Annotated in this window: 22 protein-coding genes and 1 pseudogene; 16 read left to right on the forward strand and 7 right to left on the reverse strand. The window is 63.7% G+C overall.

Features of this window, described 5'->3' with window-relative positions; all coding sequences use genetic code 11:
* The first annotated feature begins 4 nt into the window (after window positions 1–4).
* The 8 genes from P6U31_RS17465 (at window position 5) to P6U31_RS17500 (ending at window position 7,943) form a co-directional block, all read left to right on the forward strand.
* Window positions 5–1,216, forward strand: a complete 1,212-nt coding sequence (locus tag P6U31_RS17465; RefSeq protein ID WP_407189589.1) for a sialidase family protein — start codon at window positions 5–7, stop codon at window positions 1,214–1,216.
* Window positions 1,213–1,710, forward strand: coding sequence for a TlpA family protein disulfide reductase (locus P6U31_RS17470; RefSeq protein ID WP_407189868.1), 498 nt, complete (start codon window positions 1,213–1,215; stop codon window positions 1,708–1,710). Before P6U31_RS17465 ends, P6U31_RS17470 begins: the two co-directional genes overlap by 4 nt.
* 27 nt (window positions 1,711–1,737) lie before the next feature.
* Window positions 1,738–2,274, forward strand: coding sequence for a copper chaperone PCu(A)C (locus tag P6U31_RS17475; RefSeq protein WP_407189590.1), 537 nt, complete (start codon window positions 1,738–1,740; stop codon window positions 2,272–2,274).
* A gap of 29 nt (window positions 2,275–2,303) precedes the next feature.
* Window positions 2,304–2,834 carry a YcnI family protein gene (locus P6U31_RS17480; RefSeq protein ID WP_407189591.1) on the forward strand — a complete coding sequence of 177 codons (531 nt, stop codon included), beginning with the start codon at window positions 2,304–2,306 and terminating at the stop codon, window positions 2,832–2,834.
* Entirely contained in the window at window positions 2,834–4,396 is a 1,563-nt protein-coding gene (locus tag P6U31_RS17485) for a copper resistance CopC/CopD family protein (RefSeq protein ID WP_407189592.1), read from the forward strand. Before P6U31_RS17480 ends, P6U31_RS17485 begins: the two co-directional genes overlap by 1 nt.
* 144 nt (window positions 4,397–4,540) lie before the next feature.
* Window positions 4,541–5,860 (forward strand): proline--tRNA ligase, encoded by a 1,320-nt coding sequence (gene proS, locus P6U31_RS17490; protein ID WP_407189593.1) that lies wholly within the window; start codon window positions 4,541–4,543, stop codon window positions 5,858–5,860.
* A gap of 90 nt (window positions 5,861–5,950) precedes the next feature.
* Entirely contained in the window at window positions 5,951–7,231 is a 1,281-nt protein-coding gene (locus P6U31_RS17495; protein WP_407189594.1) for a lipoprotein-releasing ABC transporter permease subunit, read from the forward strand.
* Window positions 7,232–7,238: 7 nt separating this feature from the next.
* Window positions 7,239–7,943, forward strand: a complete 705-nt coding sequence (locus tag P6U31_RS17500) for an ABC transporter ATP-binding protein (protein WP_407189595.1) — start codon at window positions 7,239–7,241, stop codon at window positions 7,941–7,943.
* Window positions 7,944–8,027: 84 nt separating this feature from the next.
* Here P6U31_RS17500 and P6U31_RS17505 read toward each other — a convergent pair whose 3' ends face one another.
* Window positions 8,028–9,107, reverse strand: a complete 1,080-nt coding sequence (locus P6U31_RS17505) for a zinc-binding dehydrogenase (protein ID WP_407189596.1) — start codon at window positions 9,105–9,107, stop codon at window positions 8,028–8,030.
* A gap of 109 nt (window positions 9,108–9,216) precedes the next feature.
* Here P6U31_RS17505 and P6U31_RS17510 point away from each other — a divergent pair, with 109 nt between their 5' ends.
* Window positions 9,217–10,002, forward strand: coding sequence for a helix-turn-helix transcriptional regulator (locus P6U31_RS17510; RefSeq protein ID WP_407189597.1), 786 nt, complete (start codon window positions 9,217–9,219; stop codon window positions 10,000–10,002).
* A gap of 63 nt (window positions 10,003–10,065) precedes the next feature.
* Here P6U31_RS17510 and P6U31_RS17515 read toward each other — a convergent pair whose 3' ends face one another.
* Complete coding sequence (locus P6U31_RS17515) at window positions 10,066–11,364, reverse strand: hypothetical protein (protein ID WP_407189598.1); 1,299 nt, start codon at window positions 11,362–11,364, stop codon at window positions 10,066–10,068.
* 277 nt (window positions 11,365–11,641) lie between these two features.
* Between P6U31_RS17515 and P6U31_RS17520 the strand changes: the two genes are divergently transcribed.
* Window positions 11,642–14,788: a GAF domain-containing protein gene (locus P6U31_RS17520; RefSeq protein WP_407189599.1), complete on the forward strand. Its 3,147-nt coding sequence runs from the start codon at window positions 11,642–11,644 to the stop codon at window positions 14,786–14,788.
* 130 nt (window positions 14,789–14,918) lie between these two features.
* On the opposite strand, the gene P6U31_RS17525 is transcribed toward P6U31_RS17520, so the two are convergent.
* Window positions 14,919–15,827: a LysR substrate-binding domain-containing protein gene (locus tag P6U31_RS17525; protein WP_407189600.1), complete on the reverse strand. Its 909-nt coding sequence runs from the start codon at window positions 15,825–15,827 to the stop codon at window positions 14,919–14,921.
* Window positions 15,828–15,935: 108 nt separating this feature from the next.
* On the opposite strand from P6U31_RS17525, the gene P6U31_RS17530 reads away from it, so the two are divergent.
* Window positions 15,936–17,312, forward strand: coding sequence for an FAD-binding oxidoreductase (locus P6U31_RS17530; RefSeq protein ID WP_407189601.1), 1,377 nt, complete (start codon window positions 15,936–15,938; stop codon window positions 17,310–17,312).
* Between the two features lie 26 nt (window positions 17,313–17,338).
* Complete coding sequence (locus P6U31_RS17535) at window positions 17,339–18,238, forward strand: GNAT family N-acetyltransferase (RefSeq protein ID WP_407189602.1); 900 nt, start codon at window positions 17,339–17,341, stop codon at window positions 18,236–18,238.
* A gap of 99 nt (window positions 18,239–18,337) precedes the next feature.
* On the opposite strand, the gene P6U31_RS17540 is transcribed toward P6U31_RS17535, so the two are convergent.
* Window positions 18,338–19,657, reverse strand: a complete 1,320-nt coding sequence (locus P6U31_RS17540) for an epoxide hydrolase family protein (RefSeq protein WP_407189603.1) — start codon at window positions 19,655–19,657, stop codon at window positions 18,338–18,340.
* A gap of 117 nt (window positions 19,658–19,774) precedes the next feature.
* Here P6U31_RS17540 and P6U31_RS17545 point away from each other — a divergent pair.
* A pseudogene (locus tag P6U31_RS17545) lies at window positions 19,775–19,912 on the forward strand (type I methionyl aminopeptidase); the annotation flags it as partial.
* A 22-nt stretch (window positions 19,913–19,934) separates the two neighbouring features.
* Here P6U31_RS17545 and P6U31_RS17550 read toward each other — a convergent pair.
* Window positions 19,935–21,341 (reverse strand): PLP-dependent aminotransferase family protein, encoded by a 1,407-nt coding sequence (locus P6U31_RS17550; protein WP_407189604.1) that lies wholly within the window; start codon window positions 21,339–21,341, stop codon window positions 19,935–19,937.
* A gap of 115 nt (window positions 21,342–21,456) precedes the next feature.
* Here P6U31_RS17550 and P6U31_RS17555 point away from each other — a divergent pair, with 115 nt between their 5' ends.
* Both P6U31_RS17555 and P6U31_RS17560 read left to right on the forward strand, forming a co-directional pair.
* On the forward strand, window positions 21,457–21,918 hold the full coding sequence (locus tag P6U31_RS17555) for a carboxymuconolactone decarboxylase family protein (RefSeq protein ID WP_407189605.1): 462 nt from the start codon (window positions 21,457–21,459) through the stop codon (window positions 21,916–21,918).
* 44 nt (window positions 21,919–21,962) lie between these two features.
* Complete coding sequence (locus tag P6U31_RS17560) at window positions 21,963–22,601, forward strand: HD domain-containing protein (RefSeq protein ID WP_407189606.1); 639 nt, start codon at window positions 21,963–21,965, stop codon at window positions 22,599–22,601.
* Between the two features lie 56 nt (window positions 22,602–22,657).
* Here P6U31_RS17560 and P6U31_RS17565 read toward each other — a convergent pair whose 3' ends face one another.
* Window positions 22,658–22,924, reverse strand: a complete 267-nt coding sequence (locus tag P6U31_RS17565) for a DUF3551 domain-containing protein (RefSeq protein ID WP_407189607.1) — start codon at window positions 22,922–22,924, stop codon at window positions 22,658–22,660.
* Window position 22,925: 1 nt separating this feature from the next.
* On the reverse strand, window positions 22,926–23,246 hold the full coding sequence (locus P6U31_RS17570; protein ID WP_407189608.1) for a DUF3551 domain-containing protein: 321 nt from the start codon (window positions 23,244–23,246) through the stop codon (window positions 22,926–22,928).
* Window positions 23,247–23,499: 253 nt separating this feature from the next.
* Here P6U31_RS17570 and P6U31_RS17575 point away from each other — a divergent pair, with 253 nt between their 5' ends.
* Window positions 23,500–24,222, forward strand: coding sequence for an outer membrane protein (locus tag P6U31_RS17575; protein WP_407189609.1), 723 nt, complete (start codon window positions 23,500–23,502; stop codon window positions 24,220–24,222).
* The last annotated feature ends 160 nt before the right edge of the window (window positions 24,223–24,382 follow it).

The raw sequence follows: 24,382 nt of genomic DNA on the forward strand, positions 1-24,382 counted from the left end.
GGCCGTGATCCCAAGAGGCTTGCTCGGCATCGTTGCTCTCGTGTTCCTGCAAGGCGCGGCGCCCGGGCAGATGCGTGCCCCGCCTGCCTCCGAAGCGGCGTGTGAGGAGCCGACGCTGCGCTGTGCGACCAAGGCGACACCTGCATTCGGTCCGGATGGCACGCTATGGCTGGTCTGGATGGCCGGAGGGCAGGTCTCTGTCGCAAGTTCGCAGGATGCGGGCCACAGTTTTTCGTCACCCATCCAGGTCACGACCAAGCGGCTGAACCTCGATTGGGGGCCGGATGCGCGGCCCAAGATCGTGGTCGATCGCAAGGGCGGCATCGCGCTCGCGTTCTCGACCTTCAGAGACGAGGCCTTCAACGGTCAGGTGCTCTACACGCGCTCGGCCGAGGGCGGGAGGAGCTTTGCCGAGCTGAGGCCGATCACCGCTAACAACGAGAGCCAGCGGTTTGAGGCGCTGGCACTCGATCAAGATGGAACCGTGTTTGCGGCCTGGCTCGACAAGCGCAATCGTGTCCCTGCGAGAGAGGCAGGGCGGAAGTACGAGGGGGCGGCGCTCTTCTTTGCCTCGTCGCGTGATGGCGGTGCCACCTACACGGAGGCCGCTCTTGCGCGTGACGGCACCTGCGAGTGCTGCCGATTGGGATTGACGTTCGCTGCCCCCGGGCGGCCGGCCGTGATCTTCAGGAACCTCTTTGACGGCGGCGTGCGCGATCACGCCGTCATGACCTTCGCCGACCTTTCGACACCGGGTGAGATCCGTCGGGTCAGCAATGACGATTGGCAGATCAACGCCTGTCCGCACCACGGCCCGAGCCTCAGCGTCGCGCCGAATGGGACTTTTCATGTGGTCTGGTACACCAACGGGAAGGCGCGAAAGGGACTGTTCTATGCGCATTCCCGCGACGAAGGCCGCACGTTCTCGGTGCCGATGGCGCTGGGGCGGCCTGATCGCAATCCAACGCGCCCCTTCGTGCTCGCAGGCGCGGCGGGAACGGCGATGGTCTGGAAGGAGTTCGATGGCGAGAAGACGTCGGTCCAGATCACGGCTTCCCGCGACGATGGCGAGACCTGGTCGTCGCCGCGAGCGATATCGAGCACCACCGACACCTCCGACCACCCCTTGCTCGTTGCCGATGGCGGGCGGATCTACCTGTCTTGGATGACGAAGGCGGATGGCTACCGTCTTATTGCGATCGAGGACCAACCATGAGACATCGACTTGCAGTGATTCTGGGCCTGGGCGCCCTGATCGCATCGGCCTCGGCGCTTGGAGCGCCGCCCGGCCTCAAACCGTTCGAACGCGGAACCTGGCAAAGCGTCCTGCGCGAGCATTCCGGGCGCCCGACGCTCGTGCACTTCTGGGGCGTGACCTGCGGGCCCTGCAAGGTCGAGCTACCCTTGCTCGGGCGGTTTGCAAAGGACCATCCGGAGATCGATGTCGTCACGATCAGCGCCGGTCTGGTGCCCAATCTGCCGGCCGCCACGCAATCGATGCTCGACAAAGCCGGGCTGTCGTCGACCGATAACTTCGTTTTCAACGACGGCTTCGCCGAGCGATTGCGGTTCGAGATCGACCCCACGTGGCAGGGCGAGATTCCGAGGACCATGCTCATCTCTCCGGAAGGGACCATCGCCACGATCGAAGGCTCGGCCGAAATGGCCGACCTCGAAAAGTGGTCGGCGCAACAACTCTCGAAACACTGAAGCTCAATCTGCAAAGGAACTACCGATATGAAGACAATCTCGAAGAACGTGTTGCTCGCTGCGTTCGCTCTCGCAATCAGCACGGCGCAAGCGCTCGCCGACGACGTCAAGGCCGGCGACCTCGTCATCTCGCAGGCGTGGAGCCGCGCAACGCCAGGCGGCGCAAAGGTTGCCGGCGGCTATCTCGTCATCGAGAACAAGGGGACGGCGCCGGACAGGCTGGTCGGCGCGTCCGCCGATATCGCGGGGAAGGCCGAGATCCACGAAATGGCGATGGATAACGGCGTGATGAAGATGCGTCCGCTCGACAAGGGACTCGCGATCGATCCGGGCAAGACGGTGAAGCTCGCGCCCGGTGGCAATCATCTGATGCTCCAGGAGCTGAAGGGCCCGTTCAAGCAGGGCGACAAGGTGCCGGTGACGCTGCAATTCGAGAAGGCCGGCAAGGTCAACGTCTCCCTCGACGTCCAGGGCGTCGGCGCACAGGCGCCCGGCGATGCCGGGCATTCGGGTCACATGGACATGAAGAAAATGCCGGACCATTCGGGAATGAAGATGAAGTGAGACTGATCTCGACTCTCGGGAGGCCGAACATGTCGAAACGATCCAGCCTGTTCCTCATCACTGCGCTCGCCGCCTCGCCGGCGGCGGCGCACGTCTCGCTCGAAACCAAGCAGGCAACGATTGGCGCGCCCTACAAGGCCGTCTTCACCGTGCCACATGGCTGCGCGGGCTCGCCGACGGTGAAGATCCGGGTGCAGATCCCTGAAGGGGTGATCGCGGTGAAGCCGATGCCGAAGGCAGGCTGGAGTGCCGACGTCGTCGAGGGCAAATATGCCGGAGAGTACGACTATCACGGCAACAAGCTTTCCTCCGGCGTCAAGGAGGTGACGTGGTCCGGTGGCAGGCTGCTGGACAAGAACTACGACGAGTTCGTTATGCACACGGTCCTGACCGACCAGCTCAAGCCGAACTCGACCCTGTACTTCCCCGTCGTCCAGGAATGCGAAACCGGCGTCAGCCGCTGGATCGAAATTCCAGTCGAGGGGGCAGCGCATTCGCATGATGGCAAGTCAGAGGGCAAGTCGCCTGCGCCGGGCGTGAAGCTGTTGCCCAAACCGTGATGCGGCTGCTGGCTGCGCTCGCGACGCTGTTTCTCGCCGTCGGCCTTGCGAGCGCGGCGTGGGCCCATGCGGCCCTCATCTCGGTCGAGCCCGCGAGCGGGAGTGTTCTCGCGGCTGCGCCCAAGGCGGTGCAGCTGCGCTTCAACGAGACGGTCACGCCGGGTGCGATCCGGCTGATCGACGGAGCAGGCAGGGCGCGGAGCGACACACGGCTTAGCGTGTCGGGCGAAACCATTTCGATCGCGATGCCGGCGGATCTGCCCGAGGGGACCGCGGTCGTCAGCTATCGGGTGATCTCGCAGGATGGCCATCCGGTCACCGGATCGGTGATCTTCTCGGTCGGCACGCCGACGGCGACGAAGCCTGCGGCCGCCGTGGACGGCAGCTTGAACGCGTTGATCTGGCTGGCGCGGGTTGGTCTCTATATCGGGCTGTTCGCTGGCGTTGGCGGCGTGTTCTTCGCGCGTTGGATCGCGAGGTCGATGGTCGGCATGGCTGTTCCGCGGACGGCCCTGGTCCTCGGCCTTCTGAGCGCAGTGACGTCGTTTGGTGCGTTGGGCCTCGATCTGCTCGGGTTGCCCCTAGCTGCTCTCCCGACGGCTGGTCCGTGGAAGGTCGCATTCGCGACCAGTGCAGGCCCTGCCTTGTTGGTTGGCTTCACAGCGATGCTGTTCGCATTGATGGCATTGCGTGGCGAATGGCACGCGCGCGCCCTTGCGTTGATCGCATTCATCGGTGCCGGTTTGTCGCTCGCGATGACCGGGCACGCCGCGACGGCACCGCCTCGAGCGCTGATGCAGCCGGCGATCTTTCTCCATGGCCTCGGTGTTGCTTTCTGGATGGGCGCGTTCGCTCCGCTTGTCGTCCTGGTGTCGAAGCCGACGAAGGCGACGTTGCCCATCGTGAACCGCTTTTCTCGCAGCGCCATGCCGGCGGTCGGAGTTCTGGCGTTGACCGGACTTGGACTTGCGATCGTTCAGGTCGAAAAGCCGGCCGCGCTGATCGAGACCGGCTATGGCCTCATCCTTATGGTCAAGCTCGTGCTGGTCCTTGTGCTGCTGGCAATGGCCGCGCTCAATCGCTATCGACTGACCCCGGCGCTCGCAACAGCTCGCGAGGCCGCGCCCGGCCTCAAGCGCTCGATCCTGCTCGAGAGCGTCGTCGCTCTCGCCATCCTCGCCCTGGTCGCCGGCTGGCGCTTCACACCGCCGCCGCGGACCATTGTTCCCGAGACTCCGCTGGCAGTCCACATCCACAGCGACAAGGCGATGTTCCAGGTGCTGGTCTCGCCGGGCAACGCTGGCTCCAACGACTTCGTGCTCCAGCTCATGACCGGCGAGGGGACGCCGCTGGCGGCCAAGGAGGCGACGCTGACGCTGAGCCTGCCCGAGCGCGGCATCGAACCGATGGAGCGGAAGGCTTCGCTTGGCCCGGACGGCTATTGGCACGTGCGCAAGGTCGAGCTTCCCTTTGCCGGCCGCTGGCATGTGCGGATCGGTGCGCTGGTGACCGACTTCGAGCAAATCACGCTCGAAGATGAACTCGAGGTCACGTCGCCGTAAGGCGCAGCTCAAGCTGAACCTGAAGTCCGACGGAAAAATGACAGGAATTCCGTTGCCTTAGCGGCTTTTCCTCATTCCCGGTCTTGTATTTTCTCTCTCAATCCGGTTTCACTGCAGGCGATCACTGATTCCCAGAGTGTTGCCATGCGGTTGTCGCGGTTCTTTCTGCCCATCCTGAAGGAAAATCCGAAAGAGGCGGAGATCGTCTCGCATCGGCTGATGCTGCGCGCCGGCATGATCCGGCAGGAGGCGGCGGGCATCTATGCCTGGCTGCCGCTCGGTTTTCGCGTGCTGAAGAAGATCGAACAGATCGTGCGCGAGGAGCAGGATCGCTCTGGCGCGATCGAGGTGCTGATGCCGACGCTCCAGCTCGCCGATCTCTGGCGCGAGAGCGGCCGCTACGATGCCTATGGCCCGGAGATGCTGCGCATCGCCGATCGCCACAAGCGCGAGCTTCTGTACGGGCCGACCAACGAGGAAATGATCACCGAGATCTTCCGCGCCTATGTGAAGTCCTACAAGAACCTGCCGCTGAATCTCTATCATATCCAATGGAAATTCCGCGACGAGCAGCGTCCGCGTTTCGGCGTGATGCGTGGCCGCGAGTTCCTGATGAAGGACGCCTATTCGTTCGACCTCAACGAGGCCGCGGCGCGCGTTGCCTATAACAAGATGTTCGTCGCGTATTTGCGTACCTTCGCGCGGATGGGGCTGAAGGCGATCCCGATGCGCGCCGAGACCGGCCCGATCGGCGGCGACCTCAGCCACGAGTTCATCGTGCTGGCGGAAACCGGGGAATCCGGCGTCTTCATCAATCGCGACGTGCTGGATCTGCCGGTGCCCGGCGAGAACGTGGATTATGAGAGCGACCTGACGCCGATCATCAAGCAGTGGACCTCGCTCTATGCCGCGACCGAAGACGTCCACGACGCCGCCCGCTTCGAGCAGGAAGTGCCCGCCGACAAGCGGGTGAACACCCGCGGCATCGAGGTCGGCCAGATCTTCTACTTCGGCACCAAATATTCCGAGCCGATGAAGGCGCTGGTGGCGGGGCCGGACGGCGTCGACGTGCCGATCCATGGCGGCTCCTACGGCGTCGGCGTCTCGCGCCTGCTTGGTGCGATCATCGAAGCCTGCCATGACGATGCCGGCATCAAATGGCCGGAGGCCGTGGCGCCGTTCCGCGTGTCGATCCTCAACCTGAAACAGGGCGATGCCGCCGTCGATGCGGCCTGCGAGAAGCTTTATGCCGAGCTCACGGCCAAGGGCGTCGACGTGCTCTACGACGACACCGACCAGCGCGCCGGCGCCAAATTCGCGGCCGCCGACCTGATCGGTATCCCCTGGCAGATCATGATCGGCCCGAAGGGCCTCGCCGACGGCAAGGTCGAGATCAAGCGGCGAAGCGACGGCTCCCGCGAGACCATGTCGCCTGCCGACGCAGTCGCAAGACTTGTGGGCTGATAAGGCTGGTCGGCTGAATATTGTTCATCGCGCGATATCGCGGCCGCCAATCCGGCCACAATTGACCCCGAATCATGGGATTATCGAGCGATGGATGAAACCATGACCGAAACCGTGCAGACCGCGCCTTTTGCGCCATTCGAGTGGATGCTGTCGGCGCGCTATTTGCGGGCGCGCCGCAAGGAGGGATTCATCTCGGTCATCGCCGGGTTCTCCTTTCTCGGCATCATGCTGGGCGTGGCGACGCTGATCATCGTCATGGCCGTGATGAACGGCTTCCGCAAGGAACTGCTCGACAAGATCCTGGGCCTCAACGGCCACATCCTGGTCCAGCCGTTGGAATCGCCGCTGACCGACTGGAAGGACGTTGCCGACCGCCTCAGCCAGGTCGACGGCATCCGGCTCGCGGCGCCGGTGGTGGACGGTCAGGCGCTGGCGTCGTCGCCCTGGAACGCCTCCGGCGTGCTGGTGCGCGGCATCCGCTCCGACGACCTCAACAACCTCACCTCGATCGCCAAGAACATCAAGCAAGGCTCGCTCGAGGGGTTTGACGAAGGGCAGGGCGTCGCGATCGGCCGGCGCCTCGCCGACCAGCTCTCGCTGCATGCCGGCGACAGCATCACGCTGGTGGCGCCGAAGGGCGCGGTGACCCCGATGGGCACGACGCCGCGCATCAAACCGTACAAGATCGTCGCGGTGTTCGAGATCGGCATGTCCGAATACGATCTCGGCTTCGTGTTCATGCCGCTCGCCGAAGCGCAGGCTTATTTCAACCGCAGCAACGACGTCACCTCGATCGAGGTGTTCACCACCAACCCCGACAGGATCGACGCCTTCCGCAAGGCGGTGACGGAGGCCGCCGGCCGGCCGGTGTTCCTGGTCGATTGGCGGCAGCGCAACTCGACCTTCTTCAACGCGCTCCAGGTCGAGCGCAACGTGATGTTCCTGATCCTGACCATGATCGTGCTGGTCGCAGCGCTGAACATCGTGTCGGGCCTGATCATGCTGGTGAAGGACAAGGGCAGCGACATCGCGATCCTGCGCACGATGGGCGCCTCGCAGGGATCGATCATGCGGATCTTCCTGATCACGGGCGCTTCGATCGGCGTGGTCGGGACGCTGGTCGGCTTCTGCGTCGGCCTCGTGATCTGCCTCAACATCGAATCGATCAGGCAATTCCTGTCCTGGCTGACCTCGACCGAGCTGTTCTCGCCGGAGCTCTATTTCCTGTCGAAACTGCCCGCCGAGATCGACATCGGCGAGACCACGGCGGTGGTCATCATGGCGCTGACGCTGTCGTTCCTGGCGACGCTGTATCCGTCGTGGCGCGCCGCGCGCCTCGATCCGGTCGAAGCGCTCCGGTACGAGTGAGGGGCTGATGGAGCAGCAGCAGGGGGCTGACGATGTACCGGTCATTTATCTCCACGAGATAAAGCGGCAGTACTTGCAGGGCGAGGTGCCGCTGACGATCCTGGACGGCGCCAAGCTGGCGCTGTGGGCCGGCCAATCGGTCGCGCTGGTCGCGCCATCCGGCTCGGGCAAGTCGACGCTGCTGCACATTGCAGGACTCTTGGAGGCGCCCGATTCCGGCGAGGTCTATGTCAACGGCGCGCCGACCTCGCAGCTGCCCGACATCGAGCGTACCCAGCTGCGCCGCACCGATATCGGCTTCGTCTACCAGTCGCACCGGTTGCTGCCGGAGTTCTCGGCGCTGGAGAACGTCATGCTGCCGCAGATGATCCGCGGCCTGAAGAAGTCCGAGAGCGTCAAGCGCGCCAAGGAGATCCTCGGCTATCTCGGCCTCGGCGACCGCATCACCCATCGCCCCGCCGAGCTGTCGGGCGGCGAGCAGCAGCGCGTCGCGATCGCCCGCGCGGTCGCCAACGCACCGCGGGTGCTGCTGGCCGACGAGCCGACCGGCAACCTCGACCCGCACACCGCCGATCACGTGTTCCAGGCCCTGATGCAGCTGGTCAAGGCGACCAAGGTGTCGATGCTGATCGCCACCCACAACATGGAGCTCGCCGGCCGCATGGACCGGCGTGTGTCGCTGTCGAACGGCCAGGTGGTCGAGCTCGACTAAAAATCCCGAAAACAACCCCATGCACAGTAGCCAAGTGCTTGGCGGGACTTGCGAAAAAATCGGCTCTCCGTCGCCTCCTGAGGCTCAAGGCCGGATCACCGTCAATCTGAACGGCCCGCCATTGGCCGCGGCATGCGCCACGGCCGCGTTGGCATGGTCGAGGTCGAAGGCCGTTGCCTCATACTCCTCCAGCCTGAGCAGCCCGGCACGCACCAGCGCGATCAGGCGGCTTGCGGCATCGGGCGGGTACATCCAGACGCCGTGAATGCTGATGCAGTTGCGCATGATCCAGGGGTAGGGCAGCTCGAGCCCCGCGCCGCCCGCCATGCCGACGCCGCCCATCAGCACGACCCGGCCATAGGGACGCACCGTCATCACAGCCGCGCGCACCACGGTGGTGCTCACCGAGGGCGGCATGATGTCGAACACGCAATCGATCGGCCCTGGCGCTGCGCGCTTCATTGCCTCGCGGTCGTGGTCTTCGTTGCCTGTGAGCTTGACCGGTTTCACGCGGCTGCCGAAGCGGCGGCCGAGGTCGGCCAGGATCTTCTCGTTGCGGCCCGGCGTGACCACGCAGGCGGCGCCCATCGCCAGCGCCACCGAGACGGCCGCGCTGCCGAAATTGCCGGTGGCCCCACTCACCAGCACGGTCTCGCCGGGTTGCAGGTTCGCCGCGAGGAAGCCGCCGTAAGGCACGAGCAGCGTCCCCAGCGCGCACCATCGGGTCGCGTCCTCTGACGTGATTGCGCCCAGCGGCTTCACATTCTCGGTCGGCACGCGCATCTGCTCGGCAAATGATCCGTGGCGAAAATGCCGTTGCAGGCGCATGCCGCCGGCACCGGCGGCGGTCAGGCCCTGCAGCGCGATGTCGGGCGCGACGGCGTCGTCGCGCGAACGCACCGTCGGATCGCAGAACACCCAGTCGCCGATGGCAAGCTTGGTTGCGTCCGGTCCGATCGCGCGCACCCGGCCGATGCCGCCGGGGCCCGGGATGATCGGCAACTCGAGTGCATAATTGCGCTCTCCGCTGAAGACCTCGTTCATGTAGGACAGCACGCGCGTGGCGACGATTTCGACGATGACCTCGCCAGTGCCGAGCACCGGTTCCGGGACATTTTCGATCACCAGCGGCGAGCCGAAGGATTTGAGCACGGCAGCTTTCATGATGTTCACCTCAAAGTCGGGTGAAGCCGATATGCGCCGCCTTGGAGAGGGTAAGAAGGCCTGGTATTATCCTAGTATTCCAGAAGCCCTCCATGCAGGAGCGACGGCAATGGCCGACCCACGCCGCGTCGAATTCGGTGATTTCCTCAGGTCCCGCCGCGAGAAGCTGTCGCCGAAGACCGTCGGGCTTCCGATGGGCCGCCGGCGCCGCACCGCGGGCCTGCGGCGCGAGGAGGTCGCCCAGCTCGCCGGCATCGGCGTCGACTGGTACATCCGCCTCGAGCAGGGGCGCACGGTCAGCCCGTCCGTCACCACCATTGACGCGCTGGCCCGCGCACTCCGTCTCAGCAAGACCGAGCACGCGCATCTGAAGGCGCTGGCGCGCGACGGCGCCAGAGGTGCGTTCACGCGCGAGATCGTGCCACCGCCCATCCGGCGGATGATCGCGAGCCTGCACCAGCCGGCCTATGTCACCGGACGACGCTGGGATGTGCTGGCCTGGAACGAGGCGGCCGAGGACATCTTTGGCTTCGGGAAATTGCCGGAGCAGGATCGCAACACGCTGCTGCTGGTCCTGACCAACAAGCACACCCGAAAATTCTACGGCGCGAGCTGGACCGATGTCGCCAGGAGCATGGTTGCAATGTTTCGCGCCGATCACGATGTCTGGGCCGGCGATCCCGCCTTCACGGAGCTGCTGACCCGACTGCGCGAGGGCAGTCCGGAATTCGTCAGATGGTGGGAAACGCACGACATCCGCAGCACCGCCTCGGGCCTCAAGACCATGAACCATCCGACCAGGGGCCTGCTCAGGTTCGAGCACACCAGCTTCCAGGCCAACGACGATCCCGCGTTGAAGCTGGTGATTTACACGCCGGTCGACGGCGCGGATTGACGGACGGGCAGGCTTCAGCTTCTGGAAGTTGACTGGCAAGCCTGCTCATTGCTCGCCGTGCACTTACGGCACGGGTGCGGCCAAAGGCTTCGCGCTGACGTTCGTGCCTGCTGTCCATGGAGTGTCCGTCCAAGGCGTCGGCTGCAGAGGATTCGCCGGCCAGGGTTTTGCCGGACCTGCCGCCGCGGAGGTGCACGACGTTCCAAGCTGCGTCCACACCGACGCCAGGCCTGTCGTGTCGATGCTGAAGCTTGTGACGTCAGCCTTTCCTTCCGAGTCCGGCGTCGTTTCTCGAACCTGCAGGGCGTGCGAGGCCAGCACCGCCTTGACCATGTCGGGATCGACGGCGCCGCTCCAGACCTCGTACTTTCCGAACCGCATCGGAGGCCCTCCCGCTTCCTTGCTGGTGTCGGCGCTGGCCGCCATCAGGATGGTCTTCTTTCCCGTGGCCGATGCGTCGATCTCGCCTGCGAACATCAGCGGCACGCGTTTCTTGGTTTCGCAGTAGAGGCGCCATTCCATGGTCCGGAACGAGGCATCGCTCTCCTTCTTCACAGTGGCGACCTTGCTGATGAACGGCCGTGTTCCTTTCTCGAGTCGCCACATCGTCTCGGCCAGCGGGCGCGTGTCGATTCCGAACCGGTAGAGCTCGGGCCGCGTCAGCACGTGCAGGCTTTCGAACTTCACGCTATGGATCAGCGCATCGAGCTCGCGGCTGATGCCCATCGCCGCAATGAAGGCGGCGCGGTCGCGGTCGGCGCTCGCGATCCGGCGCCGCCGCGCCTCTGCGACCACTTCCGGAGGCGGATTGCCGTGGAGCTGGAGGATCAGCCTGGAATTATGGACCGCCAGCGCGGCATCGGGGGCAACCTCGCGCGAGCTCGCTCCGAGAAACAGGTAACCGCAGGCCGAGTTGCACATCGCGTGGTAGGTGGTGAGTTCGGCCTCGACCTCGCCGGTCGCGTTCTTGATCTTGAGGCACGCGGCGTCAATCTGCGTGCCTGCAGCGCACGCCGTGGCGATGGTCCGGCCAACTCGGGCGATCGCCTTGCGGCTGCGCAGCAGCCGGGCGATCACATAGGACTGCTCCACATTTCCACCGGGCGAATGAAGGTAGATCGGCCGCTGCAGGTCCTTGACGCCGGCGAGGAAGCGGCGAACCCGCGAGGCTGCGTCCTGATCGATCTGGCCCTCGATGGCGATCCAGCGGTCGCAACCCGGGCCGCACGCGTCGGGAGCGCCCTTGGCGAGATAGATCGTCAGCTTGGTGGCAAACCCGGCTTTCTCGGCCGGCGGTCCTTCTGCGCGCAATGCTCCCGAAATCGACAGGAACGTCAGGAGAAGCAGGACTCGGACAAGCATCAATTGCGCGACCACGAGGTGAATGTCGATGACTGACGCTATACGAGGGCCGCTGTCTTCACAACTTGGAGTCGCGCACCAGTTTGTGTTTGTTCGGAATCGGCCACCATGCCTTCCCGACATTGCTGAACGCCTCAGCCGCGATTCGATCGTCCGGAACCTTAGCCCATTCATGAGGTTATCAGGGGCGCCGGTGCCGATCTCTCGCTGGCGAGTCGATGCCGCCAGGTTGCTTAAACGATATTCGGTGAAGCGAACAAATTGACGGGGAAGTCAGATGACAACGGCGGCCGGGGAGAACTCGACCGATCGCAATGCCGTCTTGGCTGCCCTTGGGGAGTACATCCGGGAGATCGCCAACCCTGACGATCTCGCTTATGCGGCGGCAGAGTTGCTCGGCCGCAGCCTCAAGGTCAGCCGGGCGGGCTACGGGACCGTCGATACGTCGGCCGAGACCATCTCCATCGCTCGCGACTGGAACGCGCCGGGCATTTCGAGCCTGGCAGGAGTGCTGCACTTCCGCGACTATGGCGACTATATCGAAGACCTGAAGCGAGGGGAGACCGTCATCTGTGCCGACGCGGAGAAAGATCCTCGCGTCGGCGACCGCGCCCGTGCGCTCGAAGCGATCTCCGCTCGCGCGCTCGTCAACATGCCCATCCTGGAGCCCGACGGGGTCGTCGCGCTCCTGTATCTCAACAACGCAACGCCGCGGGACTGGAGTCCGGAGGAGCTCGAACTCATCCACGACGTCGCCGAGCGCACGCGCACTGCCGTCGAGCGGCGACGAGCCGAGGCGGCAGTGCGGGAGAACGAGAGCCGCCTGCTGTTCCTGGATGCTCTCAGCAGGGAGACGGCCAAGACCCGCGATGCCGATAGCGTGATGGCGGTGACGACTAGGATGGTCGGTGAGCATCTCGGAGTATCGAACTGCGCCTATGCCGACATGGATCCCGATCAGGACGGGTTCACCATCCGCGGGGACTGGGCGGCTCCTGGCGCGATGCATATCCTCGGTCACTACAGCCTGGCTGATTTCGGTCAGAAGGCCGTGCGCGAGCTCAGCGCCGGCAGGCCTCTCATCATCAACGACAATTTGAAGGAGATCGCGCCGGAGGAAGCGGCGACTTTTCAGAACATCGGGATCGGTTCGACCATTTGCATGCCCTTGGTCAAAGCAGGGCAGCTCACGGCGTTGATGGCCATACATCACCGCGGCCCGCATCAGTGGACGCAGCGCGAATTGGCGTTGCTCGCGGAAGTCACGGAGAGGTCGTGGGCGCACATCGAGCGCGTTCGATCCGAGCAGGCCGCACGAGAAGCCGCCGAACGACTGAGCCTTGCGAACAGGGCAGCAGGGATCGGCACCTGGGACTACGATCCCGTGAACAATATCCTCGGATGGGATAACCGCTGCAAGGAGGTGTTCGGTCTATCGCCGAGCGCCGATGTGACCTACGAAGGCGCCTTCCTGAAAGGCATCCATCCGGACGACAGGCAGCGAGTTCACAAGGCCGTATCCGAGGCCCTGATGCCGGACTCCCCGAAAAGCTACAACATCGAATTCCGAACCGTCGGGATCGAAGATGGTGTCGAACGCTGGATTGCTGCGACGGGACAGGCGCTCTTTTTCAATCGGCAGGCCGTCCGCTTCATCGGAACAGCTCTGGATATTTCGGCGCAGAAAAAGACCGAGCGGCAACTGCGAATCCTGAACGATACAGGCGCATCGGTCGCTCGCGAGCGGGACCTCGAGAAGATCGTGCAGATCGTGACGGATGCCGGCGTCGAGCTGACTGGCGCCCAGTTCGGAGCCTTCTTCTACAACGTTCTGGCGCCGGACGGCGGCAGCTACATGCTCTATTCGTTGTCAGGAGTGCCGCGATCCGCCTTCGAGAAGTTTCCTATGCCGCGCAACACGGCCGTGTTCGAGCCGACGTTCAAGGGCACCGTGGTGAGGTCTGACGACATTCTGCAGGACCCGCGCTATGGCAAGAACGCGCCACGTCAAGGCATGCCCGAAGGACACCTTCCAGTCCGATCGTACCTCGCGGTCCCCGTCATCTCGCGGACGGGCGAAGTCCTCGGCGGGCTGTTCTTTGGCCATGCAGAGACGGGTAAATTCCAGGTCGAGCACGAAACGGCGCTGCTCGGCATTGCCGGTCATGCCGCCAGTGCCATCGACAACGCGCGGCTCCTGACGCGGCTCGAGGCGCTCAACGCCGAATTGGAGCAGCGTGTCGACGACGAGATCGCCGAACGAATGAAAGCCGAAGAGCAATTGCGGCAATCGCAGAAGATGGAAGCCGTTGGTCAATTGACCGGAGGTATCGCCCACGACTTCAACAACATGCTGGCCGTGATTCTCGGCAGCTTGAATCTCGCCAAACGACGGCTCGGGAAGGGAGAGGTCAATATCGATCGCTTCATAGAAGGGGCAATCGATGGCGCAAATCGCGCTGCCACTTTGACGCAAAGGCTCTTGGCATTCTCGCGCCAGCAGCCCCTGGCGCCGGAAGTGTTGGACGTCAACAGGATGATCGGCGGGATGAGCGAACTGCTCGAGCGGTCGCTCGGAGAGCTCGTCCGCCTCGAGACGCTGCTTGCGGCCGGCCTTTGGCGCGCCAAGGCGGATCCGGCCCAGCTGGAAAGCGCCCTCCTCAATCTTGCAGTCAATGCGCGCGATGCGATGCCGAAGGGCGGCCGGCTGACGATCGAAACCAGCAACGCCTCGATCGACAGGACGTATGCTCGCGAATTTGCACTCTCACCCGGACAGTATGTTCTCATCGCCGTGACGGACAACGGCACCGGAATTCCAGCCGATGTGTTGGGAAAGGTGTTCGATCCCTTTTTCACGACCAAGGTCGTAGGGAAAGGCACTGGCCTTGGCCTCAGTCAGGTCTACGGCTTCGTGCGGCAGTCGGGTGGCCATGTCAAAATCTATTCGGAAATCGATGTCGGCACGACCGTGAAGATCTATCTTCCACGCTTCGTCGGAGAGGAGGCCGCCGCGCCATGGTCCCAAGGCATGACGCATCCGGGTGCAAGCCTTCAGAGCGAGACCATCCTCGTTGTCGAGGATGATGAGCGGGTTCGCGGCATCTCGTCCGAAAGCCTGCGCGAGCTCGGTTATACCGTCATCGAAGCTGCCAGCGCCAAGGAGGCGATCAGGACGATCGAAGATGGTCTCGTTCCCGACCTGTTGTTTACCGACGTGGTCATGCCCGATATGACCGGTGCCGAACTTGCCGCCGTGCTGTCGCGGCAATACCCGAAGCTGAAGGTGCTGTTCACCACCGGCTACACGCGCAACGCAATCGTTCACAATGGCATGCTCGATGCCGGCAAACATCTGCTGTCCAAACCCTTTGCGATCGAAGACCTGGCCGCCAAGGTCCGTGCCTTGCTGGACGAAATTTGATCGTCTATTCGGTCCGACCGATCCAGTCGGTCGGCGCTGTCCGGCCTCCGCAGCCGGCTGGCAAAACCGCCAGCCCGGCTGCGGCACCGGATTCCCGGAATTTGGCGGATGTTCGTCGCCTAGAAGCGTATCAAGGATTTGAGCGTAACCATTCCGAAAAGGCACGGATGGTTCTCGCGCGCGGATGGCCTGGCTTGCTGACCACGTGGAAGCCGTAGCCGGGCAAGCTCAACTTGAACGCTTTCACGAGCGTTCCGGCAGCGAGGTCGCGTGCCGTCAGCACATCACTGAACACGCCTATTCCTTGTCCGGCGATCACCGCCTCGATGGCGTGCAGTTCCTCCCGGAAGCTCAGATGCTGCAGGTCCTTGAATGCGGGGACCTCGCGCCATCTGCGCTGAGCCGCGGCGAGCCATCGCTGCCAGGTGGGCGGCTCGCGATCGGCGGGCGACCAATAGGAGTGGATCAGGACGTGATTTGCGAGATCGACTGGTCGCTTCAGGCGTCCCGTTGCAAGCAGGCGCGGACTGCAGATGGCCCAGAACGTGTCGCTGAAGAGATCTTCGACGATGCCGTCTGCCGGCCGTACTCGGCTGGTCGCGTAGCGAATGGCAACATCGCCGTCACCGGCCTGCAGATCGAGCACGGTGTCAGTGCCGATGACGTCCAGCGGCACGTCGGGATGCAACTTCCGCCACAGGGGCAGGCGGGGCACCAGCCAGCGGCTGGCGAATGCGTTGGTCGTCGTCACGCGAAGCGGCTGTTGGGCGCCGTCCTGCTTGACGGTTGCAATGGCCGCAGCAAACACCTCGAGCCCACCGCTTATGGCGGGGAAAAGCCGCGCTCCGGCATCGGTCAGCGAGAGTGGCCGTGGCCTGCGGCGGAATAGAGCGCGACCGCAATACTGCTCGAGCAGCCCGATCTGGTGGCTGATCGCCGTTGGCGTCACGCCGAGTTCTGCCGCGGCTTTCTTGAAGCTCAGATGGCGGGCGGCGGCTTCAAAAGCGCGAAGCTCGATCAGCGGCGGCAGCTTGTGCATGCCTCCCAGTCTAGGTGAAATTAATTCATCGTCACCTGAATTCTTCGGATTTGCTCCGGGGTAATCCACGGTCGAGGATATGGCGGGTCAAGCTGAGGAGACCATGTCATGACGTCCATCGCATCCGTCGCCAGCGCTGCCGCTGATCTTGGCGCCTCTTTCGGAGGACAACTCCTCAAACCCGCGGACCAAGGCTACGAGGAGGCGAGAAAGGTCCACAACGGGCTGGTCGACAAACGGCCGGCATTGATTGCCAGGTGCCGCAGCGTGGCCGATGTCGTCGATGCCGTCGCCCTTGCGACCAAGCTCGGCCTTGAGGTTGCGGTTCGCGGCGGCGGCCATAATGTCGCAGGTCGCGCAACCATCGACGGCGGGATCATGATCGACCTCTCGCCCATGAAGGGGGTGCGGGTCGACCCTGCCGGTAGGACCGTCTGGGCGCAGGGCGGGGTCACCTGGGGCGAGCTCAATCGCGAGACGCAGCTTCACGGGCTTGCGGTCACCGGCGGGGTGGTCTCGAGCACCGGGATTGCCGGCCTGACTCTCGGCGGAGGATTGGGCTGGTTGATGGGCAAGTATGGCCTCGCCCTGGACAATCTACGGGCCGTCGAACTCGTCACCGCCGATGGCAAAGTTTTGCGGGCCAGCAGGCAAGAGGAGCCCGATCTGTTCTGGGCCGTCCGCGGCGGCGGCGGAAACTTCGGGATCGCCACCAGTCTCGAATACGATCTTCATACGGTCGGGCCGATCGTCACCGGCGGTCCCATCATCCATCCCATCGAACGCTCCCGCGACGTGCTCGAATTCTTCCGGACCAGCACGCGGTCGCTCGCGGACGAGCACATGCTGTTCGCCTCCCTGACGCATGCGCCAGACGGCTCCGGTACGGAAGTCGCCGCCCTGGTCACCAGCCACTGCGGATCCGTGACGGATGCCGAACGCGCGGTGCGGCCCCTGAAACAGTTCGGAACTCCGATCCTGGATGCCGTCGGGCCGATACCCTATTGCGAGCTCAACCGCATGCTTGACGCCAATTATCCGAAAGGCGCCTTCAACTATTGGAAATCGAACTTTCTCGCGGATCTCAGTGATGGCGCGATCGCGACCATGATCGAATGCTTCGCGCGCTGCCCGACTCCCATGGGGCAGTTTCTCGTCGAACACATTCACGGCGCGGCGGTCCGCGTCGATACGAACGATACGGCATTTCCGCACCGGCAGGAGGGCTACAATTTCTCGATCCTGGCGCAGTGGACGCAGGCCAGCGATACCAGCCGCTGCGTGTCCTGGGCGCGCGATACTTACGAAAAGATGCGGCCCTTCTTTGCCTCCGGCCGCTATGTCAACTATCTCGATGATGACGAGACAGGCGATCCTGTCGCGGCCGCCTATGGACCGAACTACCGGCGCCTGCAACGGATCAAGGCGAAATACGACCCGACGAACTTCTTCCGTATGAACCAGAATATCCGGCCGTTTCCCTGATCCTCGGCTGAGGAGTCGTTGCTGTCATGGCTGTCGTGTGCCGACCCGCTCGCATCGATGACTTGGCCAGAGCCGACGAGATCGTGGTTGCGAGCATCAATGAACTCACGCAACGGCGGGGCTTCGGCAAGATGGCATCCTCCCGCCCCCAGAATTTTCAAGCCTTCTCGCTCATGGACGATCCCGAAGGCCTCTGGGTTGCCGATGACGGGGCGGACATTGTCGGCTTCGCGTGGAGTTGGGTTTGTGGCGAGCTTTGGTTTCTGGCGCAGCTGTTCGTGGCGCCTGACCGGCAGAGTGACGGCGTCGGCAATCAACTCATCAGCAAGGCGTTCGCGCACGCAGAGGCGCGCGGCGCATCGATCAAGGCGCTGATCACTTTCACCTTCAACAACGTGTCGCAGGGTCTCTACATCCGCCACGGACTATTCCCACGCTTTCCGATCTACATGGTCAGCGTGCCTCGTGACCGTCTGGCGTCACGGCTGGCTGGGCCGCGGCTCCATCTCGAACCCCTTGCTGCTGCTGCGCCCCGGTTCGAGGACCTGGTTCCCATTGATGTCGGCGCTCTCGGCGTTTCCAGAGCAAAGCATCATCGATATCTCCTCGGCGACAGCACGACGAACGGGTTCACCATTCATGCCGGCCGTGAATGCGAAGGGTATGTCTATATCTCGGACGGACACATTGGCCCGCTCGCCGTGCGCCGGCCCGATCTCGTTGGGCCCGCCTTTGCGGCTGCGCTTTCGTTCGCGGCACGGAGCGATGTCCCAATCATTTCGGCCTTTGTGCCGGGTGCGAGCGAGCCGGCGCTCAAGGTGGCGATCGACCACGGCATGCATCTGACGTTCCCGATGCTGCTGATGTCCGATCGACAGTTCGGGGATTGGGCCAGCTACCTCCCTCGTAATCCCGGCTTCATGTAGCTTCATGTAGGCCAATTCAAAGAATTGAGGGCAACCTCATAAGTCGGAAATCGGGCGGCGCCATGACAGCGCCGCCATGCGGTCCACGCATTGAGCAGCTCAACGCAACGACCTGAATGCCGACCGCATTTCCGCGGCGAAGAGCTGCGGCTGCTCCCATGCTGCGAAGTGGCCGCCCTTGTCGACCTCGTTGAAGTAATGGAGCGTCGGATAGGCGCGCTCGGTCCATGACTTCGGGGCACGATAGATCTCGGCGGGGAACACGGTCACCGCGACCGGGATCGTGATTTCCGTGGTCTTCTGCGCGGCCGAGCTGAAGTTGTTGTTGTTGTTCTCCCAATAGAACCGGCTGGCCGACGCGCCGGTCTCCGTGAGCCAGTACAGCGAGATGGCATCCAGGATCTCGTCCCGGGTCAGCACGCGCTCGGGCTCGCCGCCGCTGTCGGTCCACTCGGCGATCTTCTCGTACATGAAGGCAGCGAGCGTCGCGGGCGAGTCGCACAGCCCGTAGCCGATCGTCTGCGGGCGCGTCACCATCATCGCGCCGTAGGCTGCGCTGCGGGCGAAGAACTTGCTCAGGGTTTCGAAGGCCACGCGTTCGGGTTCTGGAAGGCCGGCAGGTGGCGGGTCGCCGGCATTGATGCCCCTGACGTACTCCGGAGGCACGGTCGGCGGCATGTTGACGTGGATACCCAAGAGGCCGGTAGGCTTTTGACGGGCGAGCGCGTCGGAAATCACGGAGCCATGGTCGCCGCCCTGCGAGACGTACCTGACATACCCGAGCCGCTTCATGAGTACGTCCCAGGCGCGCGCCACACGATCCGGGCCCCATCCGAGCTCGCGCGGTTTCGCTGAGAAGCCGTAACCGGGAATCGATGGGATGACGACGTGGAAAGCGTCCTCCGCGCGCGCGCCGTGCGCCGCCGGATCGGTTAGCGGCCCGATGGTCTTGAGCATCTCGAGGATCGAACCCGGCCAACCGTGCGTGATGATGATGGGCAGCGCGTCGGGATTGCGCGACCGGACGTGAATGAAATGGATATCGAGGCCATCGATCTCGGTGATGAACTGCGGCAGCGCGTTGAGCTGCTTCTCGACCTTGCGCCAGTCATAGGACCTCGCCCAGTAGTCGCAAAGCGCCTGCAGCCGTGCGAGCTGCACGCCCTGCGAATTGTCAGGCACCGTCTCGCGGTCCGGCCAACGCGTTGCGCCGATGCGCTGGCGCAAATCGTCGAGGGCAGAGGCGGGAATGTCGATGTTGAATTTGCGAATGCTGGCGTCGCCGGCGGAGCTCGCCGCGCTTTCCGACGGCTGCGCGGGTGATGCGCTCGTTGTGAACGGAAGGTTGAGGCCAATGGCACCGATCAGCGAGGATGCGATGAAGTCCCGCCGGCCGATTCCAATGTTCGCGACAGACATAACAATTCTCCAGTTCTCCCGTTTCTTCTTGCCGAGAGTGGGGCGCGAGATAGCACCGGTGAGATGTCGTATGAATAGTGATTGCGATGTCGGAGTCGTGACGTCGTGCTTTCTCGAAATATGGGCGCGGAGTGGGCGGAGAATGGCGATGAGCCATGGACACTCTACAGCAGTCCCGGAGCGCCGACGGTGCGGTACGAGCACATTGTTGTCGCGACACGGCACGGACCGTTGCTCATGACGATGTCCGGTTAGGGCCAGCGGGATTGGCGTCGGATCACGTCAAGCGGTCGATGATCCGAAGGAGCCGTTCGCATGATGCCTCGATCCTCTTGAGTGGAGACGTTGCGACGCCCAGCAACAGTCCGGGATGCGCGGAAGCCGCCGATGCATACCAGAGCGATAGCGGTGTCGGCGCCAGTCCGAACGATGCGGCCTCTTTCGCGACCGCAAGATCAGGTGCTCCGTCCGGCAATCGCAGGGTCGCGGCCAGTCCTGCTATCGCAACGTTCGTCCGCGGGCAAAGCTCCTTGAGCAAGGCATCGGCCTGCGCGGCATAGGCGCGCTTCGTGCGTCGCAGATGCCGCAGATAATGGCCCTCGCGCATGAAGTCGGCCGTGGCGAGCTGCACCGCGGGGCCGGGGGCCGGCGCGAGGCAGGCGGCCGTCTCGGCAAATCGCGACGCCAGAGCTGGCGGTGCAACGACGAAGCCCAGCCGCAAGGCAGGGCTTATGGTCTTGCTGAAGGAGCCAACGTGAATGACGCGGCCGGCGCGGTCGAGCGAGGCGAGCGCCGGCGTGGCGCGGCCCTTGAGCTGAAGTTCGCTGAGATAGTCGTCCTCGATCACCCATGCCTTGGCTCGCATCGCCCAGTCGAGAAGGCGCGTGCGGCGTGCCAGGGACAATGTGGACCCGAGCGGCGCCTGCTGCCCTGGCGTCACGACAGCCAGCGCGGCATCGGGTGCACGCTGCAGACCGTCATCGACATCGATGCCGTCGGCGTCGACCGCGATCGGCACGATCGACAATCTCGCAAGCCCGAGGCCGTGCCGGGTGAAGGGAAAGCCGGGCTCCTCCATCCAGACTTTCCTTCTTGGCTCGAGACCGAGGACTTGGAGCGCCAGGCCGAGGCCGCCGCTGAAGCCGCTGGTGATGATGATCTGGGACGGCGTGCACTCGATCCCGCGCGCCAGCGCAAGGTAGGCTGCGATCTCGCGCCGCAAGTCCAACTCGCCGCGGGGATCCGGGTAGATCGCAGGTCGGCTCGCTTCGGCCCGTACCGCCCGCGCTCGCATTCGCGCGAGCAACGTCGCAGGAAAGGTCTCTCGCGACGGCACGCCCATCTGGAAGATCGCCGGGCCCGCCGTGAGCTCCTGGTACATCTCCATGAACGAGCCGGGGGCGGGGGCCTTGTCCCGTCGCGCGGGCAAGGACGGTCGATCGGAGACATGGGTGCCTGTCGCACGGGCCGCGACGATCAGCTGGGCGGATGAGAGCTTCTCATAGGCTGAGCGCACGGTGCCGCGCGCAACACCAAGCTGAGCCGCCAAATCCTGCCATGAAGGCAGGCGTGCGCCTGGGGCGAGAACGCCATTCTCGATGGCGGTCCTGATCCCGTGGTGGATCTGCTCTGCGAGCGGCGTCTTCGCGGACCGATCGAGCTTCAGCCGCAGCGGTTTGACCATGATCCCTAGTACACGATTTTAGTGCATTCTTGGTGCTTTTTTATGGACCAGGGGAGGGGCATCTGAGGCAGCAAAGGGGAGAGCTTTGCTCCCTCGATCAGCAAGGAAAATCCGGATGAGTGAACGCCTCAACTACAACCACATTGCCCCGGCAGGCGCGAAGGCACTGGGCGGCGTCTATGGCTATGTCATGCAGAGCGGGCTTCCCGCGACGCTGGTGACGCTCGCTTACCTGCGGGTCTCGCAGATCAACAATTGCGCCTATTGTCTCGACATGCACGCACGCGACCTGCTCAAGAGCGGGATGAAAATCGAAAAGCTCGCGCTGGTCCAAGCTTGGGCCGAGGCCGGCAATCTCTTCGACGAGCGTGAACGCGCCGCTCTCGCATGGGCCGAGACGGTCACCCGCGTCGCCGAGACCAATGTTCCGGATGAAGCGTATCAAGCCGCCCGCAAGGTCTTCGGCGAGCGCGAACTTGTCGACCTCACGATCGCCATCAGCGTGATGAATGCGTACAATCGCATGTCGATCAGCTTCCGAAATACGCCGCAGGCCGCGCTCGAGAGGGCGGCGTGACGGTTCGCGCGGCACCAACCGACATGCATTGCAGGAGCTTGACAATGACGAGCGTGATTTCCGGCGTCAAAATTCCCGATAGTCAATTGGCGCGCGAGGCGGCTGAGCTGGTGCGCAGCTACGAAGACGAGATGCTGTTCAACCATTCCGTCCGCGTCTATGTGTTCGGCGCCATGAAAGGGCTGCGGCAGAAGCTGAAATTCGACGCCGAGCTGCTCTATGTCGCGGCGCTGTTTCACGACATCGGCCTCGTCGATCACTATCACAGCGAAACGAAGCGATTTGAGGTCGACGGCGCCGATGCTGCGCGCGAGTTCTTGCGGGCGCGCGGAATCGCCGAGCCGCAAGCCGACCTGGTTTGGGAGGCAATCGCCCTGCACACCACACCCGGCATTCCGCAATATATGCGGCCGGAGATCGCGCTCACCAACGCGGGCGTTCTGGTGGACGTCGTCGGGGTCGGATATGACGACTACACGCCGGAGCAGCGCGATCAGGTGATCTCCGCGTTTCCTCGCGGTGATTTCAAGAACGAGTTCCTGAAGGTGCAGACTTGTTCGGCCCTGAAGAAGCCGCAGACGACGTTTGGGACCGTGAACTTTGACTACATCGAAGATCACGATCCCACGTTCCGCAAGCCGAACGCGTGCACACGGATCCGCAATACGCCCTGGCAAAGCTGAGCCGCCAGGCGGTGTGAACGCGTCCGCCACCCCGATCCCCGCCGAAATCGAAGCCGCTAGGATCGGTGGCGAGGCGGCGCGCTCGAGCGGCGAGCGCGCGCAGGCTGCGTCGTTGGAAAGTACGGGTTCACGGTGCAACTCGCCGAACGTCCGACGGCGAGATATCTGCACTGCTCGAGCGAGCCGTAGCGGCAATCGAAATAGCCGACAGGGCCGTAGATCTGCATGCAGACCGGATAGCGCGGATCGTAGGTCTGCGCGCGTGCAGGTCCGCCCGGGAGAAGCAGGCCCATGGCGGCGAGCGCGAGACAGGCGGTGCGCATCTCAGCGCGGCAGGTAGATGCCGGGCGAATAGCCGGGCGTCTGTACGCGCGGACGATTCTGATAGGCGTAGGGGTCGTCGCTCTGTCCGGCGAAATACGGATTGGCGATGCAGGTCAGCGCGCGTCCCGATGCGCTCGCCTGGCACTGCGCGTAGGTGTCGAACCTGCAATTGCTCAGCCCGGGCCATTCATCGCCGGTGAGACAGAACGGATGATGCGTGCCGAATGCGTGCGCGGGCGTGCTTGCACTCGATGCGACGGCGAATGTGACGAATGCGAGCAAAAATGTGGCAGCAATGCGATGTGTAGCGCGACGACGCATTTCGATTCTCCAATCACAGGAATGTGCGCGCGACGATGTTACGCGCGCCTGCACTTTACGTCGTGTAGTCGACATTGGAACCGCAGAAAACACTTGTTCCAAAGGGTTTCCACGCACGCGCTGATAAACATTCGTTAATGAGCACGCTCCTTTCGACAGCACTGTTGCGTGGCGGTTACAGCAATTCCGTTGATCGCTGATATGACCACAGCACGGCCGGGGGGCCTTCGAAGAAACTGGAACGGGAATCAAGATGAAGAGAAATGTGTTGCTCGCCGCTGTCAGCCTCGTCGCGCTCAGCGCGGCTGCGCCGGCGCTGGCTGCCGACCTCGCGGCACGGCCCTACACCAAGGCGCCGCCGGCGGCGATCGCCGCCGTTTACGACTGGAGCGGCTTCTACATCGGTATCAACGGTGGCGGCGGTTCGGCCGACACCTCGTGGAACCTGGTTGGCTTCGGCCCCGAAGGTTCGCACAACTCGACCGGCGGCACGGTCGGTGGTCAGATCGGTTATCGCTGGCAGTCGGGTCAGTTCGTGTTCGGCCTCGAAGGCCAGGGCAACTGGGCGGACTTCTCGGGTGACAACGTCAGCGGCATCACCGGTTTCCGCAACCGTACCCGCGTCGATTCGTTCGGTCTGATCACGGGCCAGGTTGGCTACGCCTGGAACAACGTCCTGCTCTACGCGAAGGGCGGTGCGGCCGTCGTCGGCAACAAGTACGACGTCTACAGCACTGTCACCGGTGCGAACCTCGACCGGGCCAGCGAGACCCGTTGGGGCGGGACGGTTGGTGCGGGCCTGGAGTTTGGCTTCGCTCCGAACTGGTCGGTTGGCGTCGAGTACAACCACATCTTCCTCGGCGACCACAACGTCACCTTTGCCAGCGGCGCTGTCGACCGCATCGGGCAGGACATCGACATGGGCCTCGTCCGCCTGAACTACAAGTTCGGTGGCCCGATCCTCGGCCGTTACTGATCCAGATCGCTCGGCTGCGAGCGCTCGTCGAAAGCCCCGGCCTCGGCCGGGGCTTTTTTATTGCTTGAATTCAGCGAGTTAACCATCGGCTTTGGAGGTTGTCCGCCGCGCTTGACTCCCGAGAACGAAATGAGAACAATGTTCTTCATACGTTCTAGCA

Origin of the sequence: Bradyrhizobium centrosematis, from assembly GCF_045571495.1 — a bacterium.
Lineage (GTDB): Bacteria > Pseudomonadota > Alphaproteobacteria > Rhizobiales > Xanthobacteraceae > Bradyrhizobium > Bradyrhizobium centrosematis.